This window comes from Halosimplex amylolyticum (assembly GCF_051414035.1).
Lineage (GTDB): Archaea > Halobacteriota > Halobacteria > Halobacteriales > Haloarculaceae > Halosimplex > Halosimplex amylolyticum.
Window position 1 is genome coordinate 1,961,686 of record NZ_JBLKNW010000001.1, and the last position, 17,590, is coordinate 1,979,275.

The 17,590-nt window shown below is 65.9% G+C and carries 16 protein-coding genes; 6 read left to right on the forward strand and 10 right to left on the reverse strand.

Annotated elements, in window-relative coordinates; all coding sequences use genetic code 11:
* The first annotated feature begins 164 nt into the window (after positions 1-164).
* From ACMGFE_RS09340 to ACMGFE_RS09355, 4 genes are all read left to right on the forward strand, one after another.
* Positions 165-2,903 carry a valine--tRNA ligase gene (locus tag ACMGFE_RS09340; RefSeq protein ID WP_436924883.1) on the forward strand — a complete coding sequence of 913 codons (2,739 nt, stop codon included), beginning with the start codon at positions 165-167 and terminating at the stop codon, positions 2,901-2,903.
* 108 nt (positions 2,904-3,011) lie between these two features.
* On the forward strand, positions 3,012-3,869 hold the full coding sequence (locus tag ACMGFE_RS09345) for a hypothetical protein (protein WP_436924884.1): 858 nt from the start codon (positions 3,012-3,014) through the stop codon (positions 3,867-3,869).
* Positions 3,870-4,235: 366 nt separating this feature from the next.
* Positions 4,236-4,442 carry a hypothetical protein gene (locus ACMGFE_RS09350; RefSeq protein WP_436924885.1) on the forward strand — a complete coding sequence of 69 codons (207 nt, stop codon included), beginning with the start codon at positions 4,236-4,238 and terminating at the stop codon, positions 4,440-4,442.
* A 290-nt stretch (positions 4,443-4,732) separates the two neighbouring features.
* Positions 4,733-5,350, forward strand: coding sequence for a methyltransferase domain-containing protein (locus ACMGFE_RS09355; RefSeq protein WP_436924886.1), 618 nt, complete (start codon positions 4,733-4,735; stop codon positions 5,348-5,350).
* Between the two features lie 46 nt (positions 5,351-5,396).
* On the opposite strand, the gene ACMGFE_RS09360 is transcribed toward ACMGFE_RS09355, so the two are convergent.
* From ACMGFE_RS09360 to ACMGFE_RS09380, 5 genes are all read right to left on the reverse strand, one after another.
* Positions 5,397-6,218: an IS5 family transposase gene (locus tag ACMGFE_RS09360; protein ID WP_436924887.1), complete on the reverse strand. Its 822-nt coding sequence runs from the start codon at positions 6,216-6,218 to the stop codon at positions 5,397-5,399.
* Positions 6,219-6,591: 373 nt separating this feature from the next.
* Entirely contained in the window at positions 6,592-7,329 is a 738-nt protein-coding gene (gene sfsA, locus ACMGFE_RS09365) for a DNA/RNA nuclease SfsA (protein ID WP_436924888.1), read from the reverse strand.
* A 63-nt stretch (positions 7,330-7,392) separates the two neighbouring features.
* Positions 7,393-8,235: a phytanoyl-CoA dioxygenase family protein gene (locus tag ACMGFE_RS09370; protein ID WP_436924889.1), complete on the reverse strand. Its 843-nt coding sequence runs from the start codon at positions 8,233-8,235 to the stop codon at positions 7,393-7,395.
* A gap of 93 nt (positions 8,236-8,328) precedes the next feature.
* The gene (locus tag ACMGFE_RS09375) at positions 8,329-9,102 is read right to left on the reverse strand and encodes a DUF1405 domain-containing protein (protein WP_436924890.1); all 774 of its coding nucleotides are present in this window, start codon (positions 9,100-9,102) and stop codon (positions 8,329-8,331) included.
* A 76-nt stretch (positions 9,103-9,178) separates the two neighbouring features.
* Positions 9,179-11,332 carry an alpha-L-arabinofuranosidase family protein gene (locus ACMGFE_RS09380; RefSeq protein ID WP_436924891.1) on the reverse strand — a complete coding sequence of 718 codons (2,154 nt, stop codon included), beginning with the start codon at positions 11,330-11,332 and terminating at the stop codon, positions 9,179-9,181.
* A 130-nt stretch (positions 11,333-11,462) separates the two neighbouring features.
* On the opposite strand from ACMGFE_RS09380, the gene pdxS reads away from it, so the two are divergent.
* Complete coding sequence (gene pdxS, locus ACMGFE_RS09385) at positions 11,463-12,371, forward strand: pyridoxal 5'-phosphate synthase lyase subunit PdxS (RefSeq protein ID WP_436924892.1); 909 nt, start codon at positions 11,463-11,465, stop codon at positions 12,369-12,371.
* Between the two features lie 29 nt (positions 12,372-12,400).
* Here pdxS and ACMGFE_RS09390 read toward each other — a convergent pair whose 3' ends face one another.
* The 3 genes from ACMGFE_RS09390 to ACMGFE_RS09400 form a co-directional block, all read right to left on the reverse strand.
* Complete coding sequence (locus ACMGFE_RS09390) at positions 12,401-13,081, reverse strand: metallophosphoesterase family protein (protein WP_436925169.1); 681 nt, start codon at positions 13,079-13,081, stop codon at positions 12,401-12,403.
* Between the two features lie 5 nt (positions 13,082-13,086).
* Positions 13,087-14,043 (reverse strand): DUF7983 family protein, encoded by a 957-nt coding sequence (locus ACMGFE_RS09395; RefSeq protein WP_436924893.1) that lies wholly within the window; start codon positions 14,041-14,043, stop codon positions 13,087-13,089.
* A 91-nt stretch (positions 14,044-14,134) separates the two neighbouring features.
* The gene (locus ACMGFE_RS09400; RefSeq protein WP_436924894.1) at positions 14,135-14,677 is read right to left on the reverse strand and encodes a hypothetical protein; all 543 of its coding nucleotides are present in this window, start codon (positions 14,675-14,677) and stop codon (positions 14,135-14,137) included.
* 156 nt (positions 14,678-14,833) lie between these two features.
* Between ACMGFE_RS09400 and ACMGFE_RS09405 the strand changes: the two genes are divergently transcribed.
* Positions 14,834-15,991, forward strand: coding sequence for a mechanosensitive ion channel family protein (locus tag ACMGFE_RS09405; RefSeq protein ID WP_436924895.1), 1,158 nt, complete (start codon positions 14,834-14,836; stop codon positions 15,989-15,991).
* Positions 15,992-16,058: 67 nt separating this feature from the next.
* Here ACMGFE_RS09405 and ACMGFE_RS09410 read toward each other — a convergent pair whose 3' ends face one another.
* Both ACMGFE_RS09410 and uppS read right to left on the reverse strand, forming a co-directional pair.
* Complete coding sequence (locus tag ACMGFE_RS09410) at positions 16,059-16,379, reverse strand: hypothetical protein (protein ID WP_436924896.1); 321 nt, start codon at positions 16,377-16,379, stop codon at positions 16,059-16,061.
* A 246-nt stretch (positions 16,380-16,625) separates the two neighbouring features.
* Positions 16,626-17,552, reverse strand: coding sequence for a polyprenyl diphosphate synthase (gene uppS / locus ACMGFE_RS09415; RefSeq protein WP_436924897.1), 927 nt, complete (start codon positions 17,550-17,552; stop codon positions 16,626-16,628).
* Positions 17,553-17,590: the final 38 nt, after the last annotated feature.

Genomic DNA, 17,590 nt, shown 5'->3' on the forward strand with positions numbered 1-17,590 from the left:
AGCACCCGATACAGACCAATGGACGACGCCACACTGCAACCCGACCGACCGCATCGACCGATAACCACCGCACGAGCCGCCCGAACGCCTGCGCCACTCCGCAGGAGTGCCTGCTCGCCACTGGGCGAGAACGCCGGCTCGCTACTCCAGGGGAGTGACTCGCGATGAGCACCGATAGCGACGCCGCGGACGCCGACGCGGCCGACGGAGAGGGCGCCGACGGCGGCGACGCGCTGCCGGGCGAGTACGACCCCGAAACGGTCGAGCCGACGTGGCAGGACCGCTGGGTCGCCGAGGGCACCTACGAGTACGACGGCGACGCCGACGTCGACCCGAACCTCGTCTACTCTATCGACACCCCGCCGCCGACGGTCTCGGGGAGCCTGCACATGGGTCACCTCTACGCGCACACGCTGCAGGACTTCACGGCCCGCTACCACCGGATGGCCCGGGAGCACACGTTCTTCCCGTTCGGCTACGACGACAACGGCATCGCCTCCGAGCGGCTCACCGAGCAAGAACTGGGCATCCGCCACCAGGACTACACTCGGCGGGAGTTCCAGGAGAAGTGCCGCGAGGTCTGCGCCGACTACGAGGCGGAGTTCACCGAGGAGATGCAGTCGCTGGCGATGTCCATCGACTGGACGAACACCTACAAGACCATCGAGCCGCGCGTCCAGCGCATCTCGCAGCTCTCCTTCGTTGACCTCTACGAGCAGGGCCGCGAGTACCGCCAGCGCGCCCCGACGATCTGGTGTCCGGACTGCGAGACGGCCATTTCCCAGGTCGAACAGGAGGACAAGGACAAGCACACGCTGTTCAACGACATCGCGTTCGACCTGGTCGAGACCGGCGAGGGCGAGGACGAACCCGACGACGACGCCACCTTCACCATCTCGACGACGCGTCCGGAGCTCCTGCCGGCCTGCGTCTCCGTGTTCGTCCACCCCGACGACGACGAGAACCAGCACCTCGTCGGCGGGACGGCGCGGGTCCCCATCTTCGGGCAGGAAGTCCCGATAATCGCCGACGAGCGCGTCGACATGGAGACCGGGAGCGGGGTCGTCATGTCCTGTACGTTCGGCGACCAGACCGACATCGAGTGGTACCAGGCCCACGACCTGCCCCTCCGGATCGCCATCGACGAGTCGGGGACGATGACCGACCTCGCCGGCGACTACCAGGGCATGTCCACGGTCGAGGCCCGCGAGGCCATCATCGAGGACTTGGACGAGGTCGGCGCGCTCGTCGAGAGCCGCGACCACGACCACACCGTCCAGGTCCACGAGCGCTGCGAGACGGAGGTCGAGTACCTCGTCACCGAGCAGTGGTACGTCGAGATGCTCGACCGCACGGACGAGTACCTCGAAGCAGGCCGCGAGATGGAGTGGTACCCCGAGAAGATGTTCACCCGCTACCAGCACTGGATCGAGGGCCTGGAGTGGGACTGGTGCATCTCCCGCCAGCGAGACTCCGGCATCCCGATCCCCGTCTGGTACTGCGACGAGTGCGGCGAGACGATCATGGCCGAGAAGGAAGACCTGCCGGTCGACCCGCTCTCGGACGACCCGCCGGTCGACTCCTGTCCGGCGTGCGGCGGCAGCGACTTCCGCCCGGAGGAGGACGTTTTCGACACCTGGGCCACCTCGTCGCTCACGCCGCTGATCAACGCGGGCTGGGACTGGGACGCACAGGAAGAAGAGTTCACGATGGAGCACCCGGAGCTCTACCAGTTCGACCTGCGTCCGCAGGGCCACGACATCATCTCCTTCTGGCTGTTCCACACCGTCGTCAAGTGCTACGAGCACACCGGCGAGGTGCCCTTCGAGAACGTCATGATCAACGGCCACGTCCTCGACGAGAACCGCGAGAAGATGTCCTCGTCGAAGGGTAACGTCGTCCTCCCCGAGGAGGTCATGGCCGAGTACCCCGTCGACGCGATCCGCTTCTGGTCGGCCAGCGCCTCGGTCGGCGACGACTTCCCCTACAAGGAAGGCGACCTCGAAGCGGGTGAGCGCCTGCTCCAGAAGATCTGGAACGCCTCGCGGCTGATCGACCAGTTGACTCCCGCCCCCGAAGCCGTCGAGGCGCCCGCGGAGGAGGACCTGGCGGCCGTCGACCGCTGGATCCTGGCCGAACTCGACGACGCCGTCGCCTCGCTCACCGAGCAGTTCGAGGCCTACGAGTTCTCGAAGGCGCGCAACGAACTCCGGTCGTTCTTCTGGAACACCTTCTGCGACGACTACCTCGAGATCGCGAAACAGCGACTCAGCGACGGCGGCGACCCCTCGACGGAGTACGCGCTGGTCACCGCTCACCGGACCTTCCTGAAGCTGTTCGCCCCGTTCCTGCCGCACGTCACCGAGGAGCTGTGGCAACGGCTCTACGCGGACGGCGACGGTGACACGGACGACGGCGACGAACTGGACTCCGTCCACACGACCGACTGGCCGGAGACTCGCGGCTACGACGCCGACCTCGACGCGGGCGAGCGGGCGATGGAGGTCATCGCCGCGCTCCGCCGGTACAAGACCGACGAGGGCCTGCCGCTGAACGCCGACCTCGACCGCGTCCGGATCTACGGCGGGGTCGCCGGCTTCGAGAACGCCATCGCCGAGGCGATGCACGTCGACTCGCTGGAGACGCTCGACGAGGCGCCCGACGTCTCGACCGAGGTCACCGGCGTCGACCTGGACTACTCGCTGGTCGGGCCCGAATACGGCAGCGAGGTCGGCGACATCGACGCCGCCATCGAGGCCGGCGAGTTCGAAGAAGTCGACGGGAAACTCCAGGTCGCCGGCGTCGAACTAGACGCGGAGATGTACGAGATCGAAGAGGCCCGGACCTACTCGGGCGAAGGCGAGATGATCGAGACCGAGAACGCCGTCGTCATCGTCGGCTGAAATCGGGTTTCACACTTCTTCGTAAACACGAAGTTGACGTGCCCTTTCTATTCCTTGCACTGAGATGCAAGGTGCTCTGTTATGTCACACCTTGACGTATCGTTGCATATGGCCTCGATTGCCCAATCACCCGCGAAGGCGCTGAAGATCTTCTCACTGCGCAGTTTTTCCCCTATCGCGAAGACGGTCGTGGCGCTCGGAACCTACGTTGCATGGACGGCACTGACGTGGCTTTTAGAGGGGCGTATTCAGACGTTACGTCGTCCAGAAGCCGTGACGGACCGGTTGGTCTACACCGGTGTGGCGAACATTGTCGTCGGGACGGTGCTGGCCTTGCTTGTCGTTCGGGAGTTCGTCGCATCAGACTTCACAACTCGAGCGGATCTCGGTTTCCGGTCAGTTCCCCGCACCGTCGCCGCAATTCTCGTCGGTGGCATCCTCGGATTAGGGCTTTACGTCCTGCAACAGCCAGCGACGACCGACCCGGTCGTTGTCACGAACGTGTTCGCACAGGTGCTCCCTGTTTCGATTGCCGAGGTGGTCGTCTGCTATGTTGTCGTTGGAGGCAGTATAGCAGCGCTATTGCGCGACCGTGGTGTACATCGCTCCCTTACGATTGGAAGCGCACTGGTCGTCTCGACGGTGCTCTTCGGCATCTACCACTTCGCCCACAGTCCACCGTTTAACACGGTCGAGATGGTCGGTCTACTCACCGTAGTCGGTGTAGGGACCGGACTCTTCTACTTCGTTGGCGGGTCATTCTATGGGGCGCTCGTCTTTCACAACTGCATGGCATTATTCGGTATCGTCTCCTCGCTATCGGACTCCGGGCAACTTACGGCGTACCAGCAACCCCTCGTTCCACTCTTAGCGACGGCGCTCGCCGCGCTGGCCGTCCTGGTGGGGGTCGAACGCCTGGTTGTCAAACCCTCGCAAAATGGGAGGATGGAAACTCAGGCTTCCTGAGTGAAACGAACGACCGATCAGACTGAGATCCACTCCCTTTTGTTCACACGGGGCATGAGCCGAACGCTTCTCGAATCACATGCCGCCGTGAGTGCCTTCTTAAGTGGAGAGTGGACCTGATTGATACGTATTTCCCCCGGCTGTTTCGTCACTGGGCACGTGAAACGAACAGCAGCAGTTTGCTGTATACAGCCGCTATGTCTTGCACGCTCCATCTATCCAGGTCTTGTCAAGACTCGCATGCAAAATACAGGGCGCATATTCAGCAGTGCGAACAGAGTCTGGATTCAGATAACGTATCCACTTATTTTTCAGATGATTGGAACTAGCGCTGGGTATTTGCTGTTGGCGACCAACCATTGGAGTATGTTACTTCGCATCGTTCTGGCAGTCTTTGGCGTCCTCGAGTTGTTCTTCCCCAGACAGCTCATCGACTACATGATGGATGTGACAACTATGGGGGAGACTACATACGAATTCAAGCCGTGGGTGTACAAAGTCGCCAGACTCGAAGGACTCGCCTTCGTTCTGATCGCGGTTTGGTTGAGCAAGAACCGAGGTAAAGACAGTTAGAAAGCTATCTCTCGGATAGCCCCAAATACAACCTCTAAATTCAGTACACGATCGTTGTCCAGCACGAAGGGTAGCAAACCTGTATTTCCCACTTGTGTGTAAACACGAAAGTGGATATTGTTCAGAGGTATAAGCATAGGCGGTTCCCCCCCGAGCCTCCTCTAGAGATGATTTCTGAATCCTCGGCTCTGTTGAAATCCTAGTAGTCCGATACTTTTTCGCTGAAACAGCCATTAGATAGGACTGCGAGTCTACCACTATTAACCGGGTTAGCTAAGAAGCATCGAGCGATGAACTCTGAAGAGCGAGAACAGGTCTATGGAAGGGAAGAGTATTACTGGGGAACGGAACCGAACCAAATGGCCGAACGAACGGTCGAGATCGCGTCCAGCGTAGCGAACGAACCAACAGCTATCGATATCGGAGCTGGCGAAGGGAGAGACTCCGTTCTCTTCGCCGAGCACGGGTGGGAAGTGTATGCTGTCGATGTGTCTCGGAACGGTTTGGAAAAGGCAAAACAACTCGCCGAGCGTCGAGCCGTCGATATTGAAACGATTCGGGCAGATGCGAACGAACTGGCCCTCACTACGAGCATTGATGTTGTCTACTCGGCAGGGACAGTCCAGTATATCCGTCCTGAAAACCGGAAACGACAGTTCGACAATTTCAAGTCTCAAACGAATGCCAACGGGGTTCACGTTATCTTCGCGTTCGTCGACCACCCCGAAATCCCAACGCCGCCGGACTGGACGGAAAACGAGTACTTTTACGATCCGGGCGAACTGGCAGACCACTACGAAGACTGGAAGACAATTCAATACGACGAGGTTGTATTTGACGATGACTCTGGGAACGAACCGCACCAGCATGCGGCGGAGATTCTGTTTGCTCAAAACCCGGGTGAGTGAGCCTCGTCTGGTATGAACTGTTATATCTACGCTCTCTATTGAACGCTCAGAGTGACTTTTCGATGTTGTGAGTGAGACAGCCGACAACGAGTTCACGGAACTGCTTCCACCAGCGCCGTGAGCGGATGAATGCGCCATATTTCCGTTTACGGCGAGAGTTCATCGACTCGTTCTGACTACGTTGCCCGTAGAGGTCGGCGTCTAGCCGAGCATTCCACGCTTTGTGGAGCGACGAAAATTCTCGGTGCTTGATCAGGGGACGAGTGCCATCTTCACGGGCTAACGCGCGAATATTCTGGTCGTCGTATCCCTTGTCGCCGATGAGAATCGCTCCTTTACCGGTATTCCGCTCGATGAGCGACGGCGCGATCTTCGAGTCGTGTTTTCTGGTCGTCGTCACGTGGAGGTCGAGGATGGCATTCGCTCCCGTATCCACGAGAAGTGTAACTTTCAACTGCTGAATCGTCAGCTTCGTTCGCTTCGTGTAGTGTTTCGAGGCGTGACTCCGGTCAATGCCAGAGGCACCGATCCCGACGACACCGATAGTCGGGAGTCGTGTGATCGAGAGGTTGAGCAGGACGCGCCAACCATCCATACCAAGCCTGTCGAACGCTTTGCACAGCGTTGACGGCGCAGAGAGTTCGGTGAGGTTAATCGCTTTCCGAATGCGGGGCATCTCGACGAGTTCGTCAAGGAGAGTTCGATGGGTCGTGTCCTTCCGCACTTTGAGACACAGGAGAAGGATGTGCTGATGACCTGAGTACCGTCGTTTCGAGAACTTCGAAGAGTACCGAGCGACAGCTCGACGAGCCAAGTGAAATGCCTGCTCAACAAACCGGAGTACCCGCGACTTTGGGAGGGCTTGCATCCGGTCAAACTATCGACCGAACCTGTAACTCTCCGAGGAGTTCAACAGAGCCATAATTTTGTATTCCACTGTCACTGAGACCCTCAGACTTGGGTTTTATATACTCCATGAGAAACCAGATGACCGGATATGTCGGCCGAGAAGTTGAAGATCGAGACGCAGGCGGATAGCTGGCGGCTCCGTTGCCCGTTCGGGCACAAGGTCGCACCGACGAACAACCACTGGAACTGTCGCCGCTGCGCGAACTCCTGGCAAGAGGACGCCGAGCCGGAAATTAGAGGGGGCGATCGGCAAGAAGACCGAGTAACGTCGTAAAACCGAGGGAAGACAGTTGCGATGCCATCATCTCTCGGTGTTCAGTTTTCGAGTCCCTTCAGTCGAGTTTTACCGGGAGATCCGTCTCCCGGAGACGGTAGTGCGGCGGATCGAACTCCGTGACCAGCGCGTGCACTTCGACGCCGGCGTCGGCGACCTGTGCGAGCAGGTCCGCGAACTCGGGGTCGACCTCGCGGAACGGCTCCCACCGTTCGACGTCGGGCCGCTGGACGACGAAGACGAGGTGGGCCTCGACGCCGTCGGCGGCGAGCGATTCGAGACTGCGGAGGTGGCGTCGGCCCCGTTCGGTCGGGCGGTCGGGGAACTTCGCGACGCCCTCGTCGACGTGGGTGGTGGACTTCACCTCGACGTAGGCCGTCCGGTCGCCGTCAGCGGATTCGAGCCGGAAGTCCGCGCGCCCGTGATCAGGAAGCGACGGCTCGGGCGTGACCTCCCCGGCCCAGTCGAACGCCGGCAGGTGGCCAGCGTCGAAGGTTGCGAAGAACAGGTCGTTCGCGAGCGCGGCGCGGAGGCTCACCTGGACGGGATCGCTCCCGCCGTCGCCGTCGACGCGGATCGCGATGGCGTCGTAGTCGGTGGTGCGGTCGGGGTCGTCGACGGGTTCGCACAGGATCTCGTAGCCCGGGACGAGCACGTTGCGGAGCTTCCCGGGGTCGCCGAGGTACACGTCGCCGACGTGGTCGCCGAAGTCGACCCGGATCACGAACCGGTTCTCGCGCTCGACGAACTCGCCGGCCACGGGGTCGCCCTCGCGCGAGAGGAGGGTGTCGGTCATCGCCGCGGTGTAGCCAGCGAACGGGCGTATGGGTTCCGTTCCGCCCTCGTCCGGCGATGCCGGTCACTCCGGGACGACCGGCTCTCCGCCCGCGACCATCGGGACGCCCGCCATCGCCGGCCAGTACTCGAAGAGGTTCGCGGCGGCGTCGCGGCGGATCTCGTCCTGGTCTTCGCGCGCGAACCGGGAGATGGCGGCCATCCTGACCCGCTCGCCGTTATTGATGCCCGCGTTGTGCGTGAGCAGGCCGTGCCAGAGGACGACCGTCCCCGCGTCGCCGGCGATCTCGTAGGGGTCGCACTGGTCGTGCAGCCGCTCGTCGTAGTCCCACTCGCCGGGCTCGTCGCCCAGCGCCGGGATCTGCGAGTTGTTCGGCTTGCCGCCGACCGTTTCGAGCGCGTGGTCGTCGAAGTACTCCGCGGCCACACGGTGGGAACCGGGCCAGACGGTGAAGCCCCCGCCGCGCGGCCCGACGTCGTCGAGGTAGACGGCCGCCCCCAGCTGGAACGTGGTCACTTCGGGATTCTCGTCGAAACTCGCGTAGCCGTCGAGGTGGCCGTCGACGGACTTCGGGCCGGTGGTGGCCGCACCGGCGTCCTCGTCGGGGAAGTTGAGCGCGACCTGCATCCCCGAACCCGGCGGCGCGAGGACGTCCTCGCCGACGAGCCCTTCGGCCGCGGGGAACAGCGCCTCCGCGATCCGGGTGAACGGTGCCTGGTCGACGCCCTCGACGTCCACGTCGTAGCCGTGGCCGACGACCTGCTCGGGGTCGTCCGGGTCGACGTCGATAGCGTCCACGACCGCTTCGCGTCCCGCCGCGACCGAGCCGGCGTCGAGGAGGTCGTCGAGAACGAGAAACCCGTTCCGGGCGAACGACCTGCGCTCCGCGTCGGTAATCGATACCATATCACGTGCTAGCGGGAGTCGTGGGTATAGCTTCGGACTGCGGAAGGACGTTCCCGGAGTCGCGTCCGGGGCGACGACACCGACCGAAGCGAGTTAGCTGGCGCCCCGCTTGACCTTCTCGACGCGCGTCGCGAGCGCGAGGAAGGTCGCGAGGAGCGTGAGCGCGACGGCCCACCCCGCGGCGAGGTCGTGGGCGAGGACGGCGTGCTCTGGAACGCCGACGGCGGCGAACGGTTCGGCCCGCAGCCACGTGTGGTGGGGCCCCTCCAGGATGGGCCAGAAGTAGTCGACGACGTCGTTGAAGCCGTACCACGCCAGCGCGACGGCGACCGATCCCACGGAGAACGCCGCGTAGCGGTGGATCAGGAACGCCTCGACGGCCATCGCGAGGTGGCTCACGATGAGGAACCAGTAGAGCCAGGCGGCGATCCCTCCGGGGCCGTTGAGGACGAGCTGGACGTACGGCGTCCAGAGACCGAGCTTGATGCAACCGAAGAAGGCCAGCATGTGCAGCGGGCCGGCGTCGATATCGAGCCGCCAGGCGACCAGCGAGAGGCCGATGAACATGGTCGCGACCGGCGAGTCGGGGATGAGCGGGTAGGCGACCAGGGGCGCGGCCCCGAGTTGGCCTCCGAGCAGCGGGGGCGCGAAGTCTGTCGGTTGCCCCGCGTAGTACCAGAAGCCGAACAGCGTGCCGACGAGGTTGACCAGCGCGATGGGCCAGGCGAGTCGCAGGCCGACGTCCTCGACCCAGTCGGGGAGGGGCGCGACGTAGCGGGGGAGCCCCTCGGAGTCGGGCAGCGATGCGTCGAAGTACCGGGCGACGACCCGTTCGACCCGTCGGCCGACCCCGTCGGAGGCGGACATGGCAGACGGGACGGCCCCCGCCGGCAAAAACGGTAGTGATCCGGGCGACGGGATTCGAACGGCCGTCGACCCCCGATCAGTCGACTCGCAGCCGCGCCACCGCCGAGGGGGCGAGCGTCACCTCGACCGTCCCGTCGTCGCTCGCCGTCCCGGTCGAGCGCTCGATCCGGTAGGCGTCGGGTTCCGAGCGGGACTCCTGGACGTCGTGCGGGCTCCCGGTCGGTTCCAGCGCGTCGACGGCGACCGAGCGGCCGGCCGCCGCAGATCCGAGGTCGACGGTCACCGCCCCCTCGTGTGAGAGGTTGCGGTTGGCCAGGAAGACCGCCAGTTCCTCGCCCGCGTCGGTGACGACGGCCGTCGCGTCGACGTACGGAACGCCCTCCATGCGCTCGATCCGCGTGCCCAGTTCCGGGAGCGTGCGCGTCGGGCCGTCGACGTCGACGCCGAGCGCGTGCCACGAGCGGCCGTCGGCGAGCACCTCGGCGTAGAGTCGCTGGACCCGCGCGACGGGGTCGAGCGGCGACGAGTTCGACCCGCCGGTGTCGGGGAACTGCTTGACCGGCATGTGCGTGTGGGAGGCCCGGCGGACCGCCTCGCCCTGTCGGACGAACGCGCCGAACATCCCCGCCGTGTAGGCGGCGCTGGCGGTCGTCCCCATCCCGATTTCGGGCCAGTCCTGGCCGAGATGCGGGTACAGCCCCCACTCGCCGACGTTGATCACGAACGGGTCGAGGCCGTGAGCGCCCGCGTCGTCGGCGAGGCCGGCCAGTTCCCGCTCGTACTGCGTCGGGTACGCGACCAGCGTCTCCATGTAGTCGATGGGGTCGGCGTCTCGCTCCTCGACCCACTCCTCGGGACTGTCGTCGTCACTGCGTCGGATCCCGAAGTTGTAGTGGTGGGTGTCGACGCCGTCGATGCGGTCGCCGACCTCGGTGAACAGCGCCTCGGCCCACTCGTCGGCGTCGGCCTCGAAGCGCGTATAGCTGGGATCCAGCACGTCCGCGAACACCGTGATCTCAGGGTCGACGGCGGTCATCGCGTCGTCGTAGGCGTCGACGCCTTCGCGGTCGTCGGACCCGCGGGCGAACTCCCACGGGTCGGAAGTGTGACCGAACTGCCACGGTCCCCAGACCTCGTTGCCGATCTCCCAGTAGCGCACGTCGAACGGCTCCTCGTAGCCGTGTTCGGCGCGCAGCGCGCCCATCTCCGTCTCCTCGGGGTCGCCGTTGCAGTACTCCACCCAGTCGGCGGCCTCCTCGGGACCGATCTCCTCCCACCAGCCGACCGTGATCATCGGCTCGACGCCGAGCTTTCGGCAGAGTTCGACGTACTCCGCGGTTCCGAGGAAGTTCGGTTCGAGGCCGCCCCAGCCGGGCGCCTCGCTGACGGGCCGGTCTTCGAGCGGCCCGACGCCGTCGCGCCAGCGGTAGTGACTCGCGAAGTTGCCGCCCGGCCACTTGATCGACTGCACGTCGAGTTCCTCCATCCGCTCCAGCATCTCGGGGTTGAACGTCCCGTCGACGGCGTCGCCGGACATGAGCGTCACCCAGTCGAGGTCGACGTGGCCCTCCCCCTCGACGACGAACTGGAGCCGGAACTCGCCGTGTGGGGCGGAGTTATCGCGGAAGCGGCCGTCGGTCCCCTCGGCGGGGTAGCGCGCGTCGCTCTCGCCGGCGAGAGCGAGTCGGAGGTCCTCGTGGCGGACCCACTCGCCAGTGAGCGGAATCTCCGTTGAGGCCAACGCCTCCCCGTCGAGAGTCGTGAGTCGCGCCTCGACGGCGTCGACGCCCTCACCGCGAACCGAGACGGAAAGGTCGTACTCGGCGGTGCGGTAGTCCGGCAAGGGAATCCGCTGGGAGACGCCACCCGCCTCGTCCGCAACTGTGACGCGCTGGAACCGGCGCTGTTCACCCCCGTGTACGCCCCCGCTGGGCGTCTCGTAGTCTGCGTCGCCGACCGGTCGCCACGGGTAGGCGATACTGTCGTGTTCCGGGATCGCGTCTTCGTCGTAGGCGAGGCGGCTCCGCTCGGCGGTCTTCCGGTCGAAGTTCCACTCCTCGAAGGAGTTGTTCGTCGCGTGCTCGGCGTAGATGCCGGGGTAGATCTCTCGTCCGTAGTGTTCGACGTAGGCACCGAAGATCCGCGGCGAGACCGACCAGCCGCTCCGATCGTCGACGTCGACCGTCACCGCGGCCGCGAACGGGCCGTCCGTCGGCTGCGCGTCCGTCATGCTCCCGGCAACGAGCGACCGACTCAAGAGTGTTAACACACGGCGATACGGCGGGGCGGACGGAGCGGGCGGTGCGAGGGGAGACGCGCAAACGATACCCGTTAAGTGAGTCCGTCGCCAAGTCGAGGACATGACCGACGAAACGGATCTTGAGGAACTCCGCCGCGGGACCGAGCTGGTCAAGCGCGGGTTCGCGAAGATGCAGAAGGGCGGCGTCATCATGGACGTCGTAAACCGCGAGCAGGCCCGCATCGCCGAGGACGTGGGCGCCGTCGCGGTGATGAACCTCGAAGCCGTCCCGGCCGACATCCGCAAGCGCGGCGGCGTCGCCCGGATGGCCGACCCCGCCTCGCTCCGGGAGATCATCGACGAGGTCTCCATCCCGGTGATGGGCAAGGCCCGCATCGGCCACACGAAGGAGGCCCAGATCCTCGAAGCCGTCGGCGCCGACATGGTCGACGAGAGCGAGGTCCTGACGCCGGCCGACGACAAGTACCACATCGACAAGCGCGAGTTCACCGCCCCGTTCGTCTGCGGCGCGCGCAACCTCGGTGAAGCCCTGCGCCGCATCGACGAGGGCGCGGCGATGATCCGGACCAAAGGCGAGGCCGGCACCGGCGACGTGAACCAGGCGGTCCACCACCAGCGCAACATCAAGAGCGCCATCCGCGAGCTCCAGGGCATGACCCACGAGGAACGAGAGGCATGGGCCCGCGAGAACGACGCTCCGGCCGACCTCGTCCACGAGACGGCCGAGATGGAGCGCCTGCCGGTCGTCAACTTCGCCGCGGGCGGCATCGCGACGCCCGCCGACGCGGCGCTGATGATGCACCACGGCTGCGACGGCATCTTCGTCGGCTCGGGCATCTTCGGCGCGGAGGACCCCGAATCGATGGGCACCGCCATCGTCGAGGCCGTCAACAACTGGGACGACCCCGAGAAACTGGCCGACATCTCCTCGAACATCGGGAAGGGCATGAAGGGCGACGCCAACGTCGACCTGCCCGAGGAAGAGAAGATGCAAGGTCGCGGCGTCTGAGCGGTCCGTTCTCCGTCTTCCGTTCCCGATCAGTCGTTTTCGTTCCCGTCCGGCGTCTCGAACCGCTCTAGCGTCAGCGTCGCCGGGTCGAGGTCGTAATAGGACTCCCAGACCGGCGCCAGTGCGACCACGCGGCTCTCCCCGGCGGTCGTCTCGGCGTGACGGTGGTAGTGACCCACGAGACAGAGCGTCGGCTCGACGGCGTCGACGAGTTCGTCGATGGGGTCGGTGCCCGGGTCGTAGCCGTAGCTGACGACCCCGTGGGGCGCCGCGTGCGTGAGTAACACGTCGACATTTGCCTCGCGTCCGGCGTCGATGGCGCGTTCGACGTCCCCGCGTGTGAAGTGGCGACGCCGGTCGCCCGACAGCTCCGCGCGGTCGCAGTCGTACTTCGTGGGCGCGTAGTTCCCGGAGAGCCCGAGCACCGTCAGGCCGCCGACCTCGGCGAGTTGGCCCGCGAGTAGGTGGACGTTCCGGACACCAGCGGGGCCGGATTCGGCGTCTTCGCCGTTCGCGACAGCAGACCGTAGCGCGTCGATTACGTCGAAGTCCTCGTTGTTGCCCGCGACGAACCACGTGGCGACCGGCAGGTCGTAGTACTCCAGGTCACCGACGTGGAGCGCGAGGTCGGCGTCGGCGCGTTCGTACGCGGCGAGGAGTCGCCGGCGGTTGTCTGGGTCGGCGGCGTGGGCGTCGCCGAGGACGAGCACCGCGGTCACCCCGCGGCCAGCAGGTCGTCGATGCGCCCTTCCAGGTGGTCGATCTCCTCGCGGAGTTCGTCGGCCTCGGCGTCGTCGAGGTCCTCCAGCCGGTCCCTGAGCCCGCGGAGGCGCGTGCGCTTCTCCGCGGAGTCGACACCGGTCTTCTGGACGTAGTACTGGTCGTGGACGTCGTACACGTCGTCCTCCTCCACGTCCGTCGTGGCGACGACGACGTCGAGTTTGTCGGGGTCGACGCCGAGCACCCACTCGTGGGGGATATCGGCCTCGTCGAGTCGGTCGAATATCGCCTCCTCGTCCTTGATCCGGCGGCGCTTCCGGTGGGTTCGACTCACGGCGCCGAACTGGCCGCGGAGGCGCCCCTCCGGGCCGACGTAGTCGAGGAGTTCGTCGCCGACGTCCCGGCGGAGGTGGTCGGCGCCCCGCTGGACGTCCGAGAGGAGGACGTACAGGTCGACGGCGTCGCCGGACGAGAGCGTGCCGAGGTCGGTCGCGTCGTGGCGTTCCAGCCAGTCGGCGAGCAACAGCGCGTCGTCGTGGACCGACTCGGGCGGCCGGCGCACGTCCCACCGCGAGCGGACGAACGGGCTGTCGTACTCGTCGTCCGCGTCGCGATCGACTGCGTTCGTTTCGGCGCCCGCTTCCGTCGCCCCGAACGCCCCGTCGTCTACGTCGAACCCCGGGACAAGTGAGAGCACCGCCACGTACGGGCCGACGCCGGGTGGGAGCGAGTCGAGTTCGAGCGGGTCGCTCTCGACGCGGTCGGCGAGCGCCTCGAACTGGTCGCGCCGGAGCGTCCGCTCGCGCCCCTCGCGGAACGTGACGAAGATCCCGTCGTCGTCGGTGCGGTCGACCACGAACACCCGCTCGTCACCGGGCGTGACCAGCACGGCGTCGGGGTCCAGCGAGTCGCAGCGTTCGCGGAGCCGCCGCCATCGGGCGTCGAATGACATACCTGTAGTTGGGGTCTCGCGTGGAAAAGTCGCGCGCCGGCGGGTGCGCCTCCCCGCGTCCGATCGTAAACCGGGTTCGCTGTCCACGGGCTCAGACGCCCGCCTCGCCCTCCGACGTCGCGAACGGGCCGTCGTACCGACGCCGCAGGTAGCCGAGTCCGAGGCCCGTGACGGTGGTAACGATGACCGGCGTGCCCGCAGTCGCGACGAGCGCGATGACCGTCCCGACCATGCCGTAGGCGATGGCTGATAGCAGGGTCCCCGCGATCAGAAGCGGGGTAATGAGTGAGACGTTCGGAGGCCAGCCAGTGAGTAGCGGACCCATCATCCCGAGGACCGCGAGCGGCGGCGCGAGCACGAGCGTCATGACGCCCACGAGCGAGCCGGCCAGCCCGTGGCCGCGATACGTTCGCTCGGCCGTCCACGAGAGCGGATACCGCCAGACCAGCGCTCCGGAGCAGAACGCCGCCACCGTCGCGGAGACGGTCAGCACCGTGGCCGAGACGACGAACAGGCCGTACGGACTGACGAACCGGACGTACGCGAGCGTGTACAGCAGCGCCGACCCGCCGAACGCGACGCCCGCGCCGAGCGGGCGGTTCGCGAGCCGGCCCGTCCGCGCGACTACTCCCACGAGGAGACACCCATGGGCCGTCATCAGACGGGGCCGTAAAGTAGGTTTGGCGCCCGGGGCGGGTCGGACGTGGACCGCCGTCGGGCACCGCGAGGGCTGACCGCTCGGGGCCGGACAAGCACAACGCACAAGCCGATCGATTCACGATGGGACGGTATGCTCCAGGCGACGACGACCGAGTCGATCCGCGCGTTCCTCGTCGGGTTCGAGACGCTCGGGGGTCGCCTCGGGATAAGCGCGCTCTTCCTCGCCGTTATCGCCCTCGCGGGCTGGATCGCGCTTCCGCGAGTGGTCGAACGTATCGACGGCTCGGCGCTCCAGTGGGCCGTCAGCGGCGCCGTGTTGCGCGCCGTCCAGGCGGGCCTGCTCGCCGGCGGCGTCGTCGCGCTGTTCTACGTCTGGGGATACGGCGTCTACGTCGAGAACGCCGACACCTACCTCGAATCGGACCTGCTGTTCGCCGGCCGCGTCGTCGCGTCGCTGCTCGTCGCCTTCGCCGCGTACGCGGGCGCGCGATTCGTCTCGGGCGGCATCTCGAACCTCGCCCGCCGCGCGGACTGGATGACGGACCACCAGGAGGAGATCGTCCGCAGGACCTCCCAGTTGCTCCTGTTCGGGTTCGTCGGCCTCGTCATCCTCGGTCTGTGGAACGTGAACCTCGGCGGCCTCCTCGTCGGCGCGGGGTTCCTCGGGATCGTGGTCGGCCTCGCCGCCCGCCAGACGCTCGGGTCGCTCATCGCCGGGTTCGTCCTCATGTTCTCCCGGCCGTTCACCATCGGCGACTGGGTCCAGGTCGGCGACCAGGAAGGAATCGTCACCGACATCACCATCTTTCACACTCGCCTGGAGAACTTCGACGGCGAGTTCGTCATCATCCCCAACGACCGCGTCTCCGACCGCCCCATCACGAACCGCAGTCAGAAGGGGCTCTTGCGGGTCCGCGTCGACGTCAGCATCGACTACGCTGTTGACCCCGAGCGCGCCCAGCAGGTCGCCATCGAGACCATATCGGGGCTGTCGGAGGTCGTCGACGCGCCGCCGCCGCAGGTGTTCCCAAAGGAGTTCGGCGACTCGGCGGTCGTCCTCGAGATGCGCTTCTGGATCGACCACCCCACGCCGCCGCGCAAGTGGAAGGCCGTCTCCGCGGTCATCTCGTCGGTGAAGACCGCCTTCGACGAGGAAGGCATCAAGATCCCCTTCCCGCAGCGCGAACTCGCCGCTCGCTCCGAGGCCGGCGGCTTCCACGTCCACGACCGCGACGCGCGGACCGATGACGCCGCGGACGCGGTCCCCGAAGCCCGCGGCAACGACTGACGGTGCGTTTCCACGAGTAGCGATCGAGTCCGCAAAACGAGTATTCCGGGTCCCCTGCGGCGACGAACTACTCCTCGACGCCGAAGTACCCCTCGACGACGAACGCGAAGCCGACGATCCAGACGCCCGCCAGCGCGGTGACCGCCGCGACGTGGAACGCCCACGTGATCCCATCGCCACCGACCAGTGGCGTCGCCATCGCCTCGCCGACCCAGGCCACCGGTCCGCTCGTCCCCTCGCGGGTCAGCGCGACGAGAAACGCGGTGAGGATCGCCGGGCCGGCCGCTCCGAGCATCGCCAGCCCCAGCCGCCGGCTCGATCGCGCGACGCTCCGGGGCCGCTGCCCCTGCGTCACGAACGCGTCGGCGTCGGATCCCGAGTGTGCCATGATACAGTATGTCACATCGCACCCGACTTAAACGTATCGTCACGCGTGTACACGTGGCACGAAGTGGGCCACCGACCGGGTCGAACGCATCGGAGTTCTGCGGAGCGGACTGACTCGCGGCCGATCGCACTGGCCGGTGCGGTGGCTCTGTCGAGTGCGACGGTGTGATGGGGCGGCAGAAGGGGTCGGCGCGGTGGGTCGGCCGAGTGGATCGGTGGGGTCAGTCGGCAGAGAAGGTCGGCGGGGTCAGTCGGCCGGGTGTTCGAGTTCGGCGTCGGTCTCCTCTTCGAGCGCCTCGCGTTCGGCGCTCGGGAGCGCGTCCTTGAACCGCCGGAGAACCCTGCGGGCTTCGCCGACTTCGGCGTCGCCCAGGGCCTTGACGAGCGCCAGCGCGCGCCGAGCGCGGGTCTTGCGCCAGGACTCCTCGCGGTGCTCGTAGGTGCGGATCGCCCGCAGGAAGTCGACCTTCCGAAACTCCGGCCAGTACGGCGTGCAGAAGTAGACCGCCGCCTCGTTGCCGTTCGCGTGCCACGGCAGGAAGTTCGACGTCCGCTCGTCGCCGCCGGTGCGGACGATCAGGTCGACGTCACGGCTCGGCCCCCTGTAGAGGCGCTCCTCGACCGTCTCGACGTCGATGTCCCCCGGATCGAGGGCCGCGTCGTCGACCTCGCGAGCGACGTCTCGGGCGGCCGAGAGCAACTCCGCTCGACCGCCGTACGCGAGGGCGATGTTCAGGTGGAGCTGGTCGTAGCCGGCCGTGCGACGTTCCGCGTAGTCGACCGCCTCACGCACTCGGTCGGGGAGCCGATGGGTCTCGCCGATCGCCCGGATGCAGACCTCGGAGTCGTGGACGCGGTCGGCGTCCGCGAACTCCCGGAGTTTCTCGCAGAGCAGGTCGAACAGCGCCTCGTTCTCCTCCTCGGGCCGGTCGAAGTTCTCCGTCGAGAACGTGTACAACGTCAGTTCGTCGACGCCGACCTCCTGACACCACTCCAGAACCTGCTCGGTCGTCTGCGCGCCGGCGCGGTGGCCGTCGGAGGCGTCCGCGCCGTTGGTACGCGCGTACCGGCGGTTGCCGTCCTGAATGACGGCGACGTGGCTGGGCGTCCCAGATAGTTCCCATTCGAGCAGTCGCTCGTACGCGCGGGACGCCCACTGCCGCACTCGCTTCATCTATTGCATTCTTTCAGGCCGGCGATATGAGTTTTGTG

Excerpts from the sequence above, each read along its gene's own strand:
- ACMGFE_RS09395 (WP_436924893.1), bottom strand. The coding sequence starts at position 14,043 with ATGTCATTCGACGCCCGATGGCGGCGGCTCCGCGAACGCTGCGACTCG.
- sfsA (WP_436924888.1), bottom strand. The coding sequence starts at position 7,329 with ATGACCGACACCCTCCTCTCGCGCGAGGGCGACCCCGTGGCCGGCGAG.
- uppS (WP_436924897.1), bottom strand. The coding sequence starts at position 17,552 with ATGAAGCGAGTGCGGCAGTGGGCGTCCCGCGCGTACGAGCGACTGCTC.
- ACMGFE_RS09355 (WP_436924886.1), top strand. The coding sequence starts at position 4,733 with ATGAACTCTGAAGAGCGAGAACAGGTCTATGGAAGGGAAGAGTATTAC.
- ACMGFE_RS09350 (WP_436924885.1), top strand. The coding sequence starts at position 4,236 with ATGTTACTTCGCATCGTTCTGGCAGTCTTTGGCGTCCTCGAGTTGTTC.
- ACMGFE_RS09360 (WP_436924887.1), bottom strand. The coding sequence starts at position 6,218 with ATGCAAGCCCTCCCAAAGTCGCGGGTACTCCGGTTTGTTGAGCAGGCA.
- ACMGFE_RS09345 (WP_436924884.1), top strand. The coding sequence starts at position 3,012 with ATGGCCTCGATTGCCCAATCACCCGCGAAGGCGCTGAAGATCTTCTCA.
- ACMGFE_RS09375 (WP_436924890.1), bottom strand. The coding sequence starts at position 9,102 with ATGTCCGCCTCCGACGGGGTCGGCCGACGGGTCGAACGGGTCGTCGCC.
- ACMGFE_RS09340 (WP_436924883.1), top strand. The coding sequence starts at position 165 with ATGAGCACCGATAGCGACGCCGCGGACGCCGACGCGGCCGACGGAGAG.
- ACMGFE_RS09405 (WP_436924895.1), top strand. The coding sequence starts at position 14,834 with ATGCTCCAGGCGACGACGACCGAGTCGATCCGCGCGTTCCTCGTCGGG.
- ACMGFE_RS09410 (WP_436924896.1), bottom strand. The coding sequence starts at position 16,379 with ATGGCACACTCGGGATCCGACGCCGACGCGTTCGTGACGCAGGGGCAG.
- ACMGFE_RS09370 (WP_436924889.1), bottom strand. The coding sequence starts at position 8,235 with ATGGTATCGATTACCGACGCGGAGCGCAGGTCGTTCGCCCGGAACGGG.
- ACMGFE_RS09380 (WP_436924891.1), bottom strand. The coding sequence starts at position 11,332 with ATGACGGACGCGCAGCCGACGGACGGCCCGTTCGCGGCCGCGGTGACG.
- pdxS (WP_436924892.1), top strand. The coding sequence starts at position 11,463 with ATGACCGACGAAACGGATCTTGAGGAACTCCGCCGCGGGACCGAGCTG.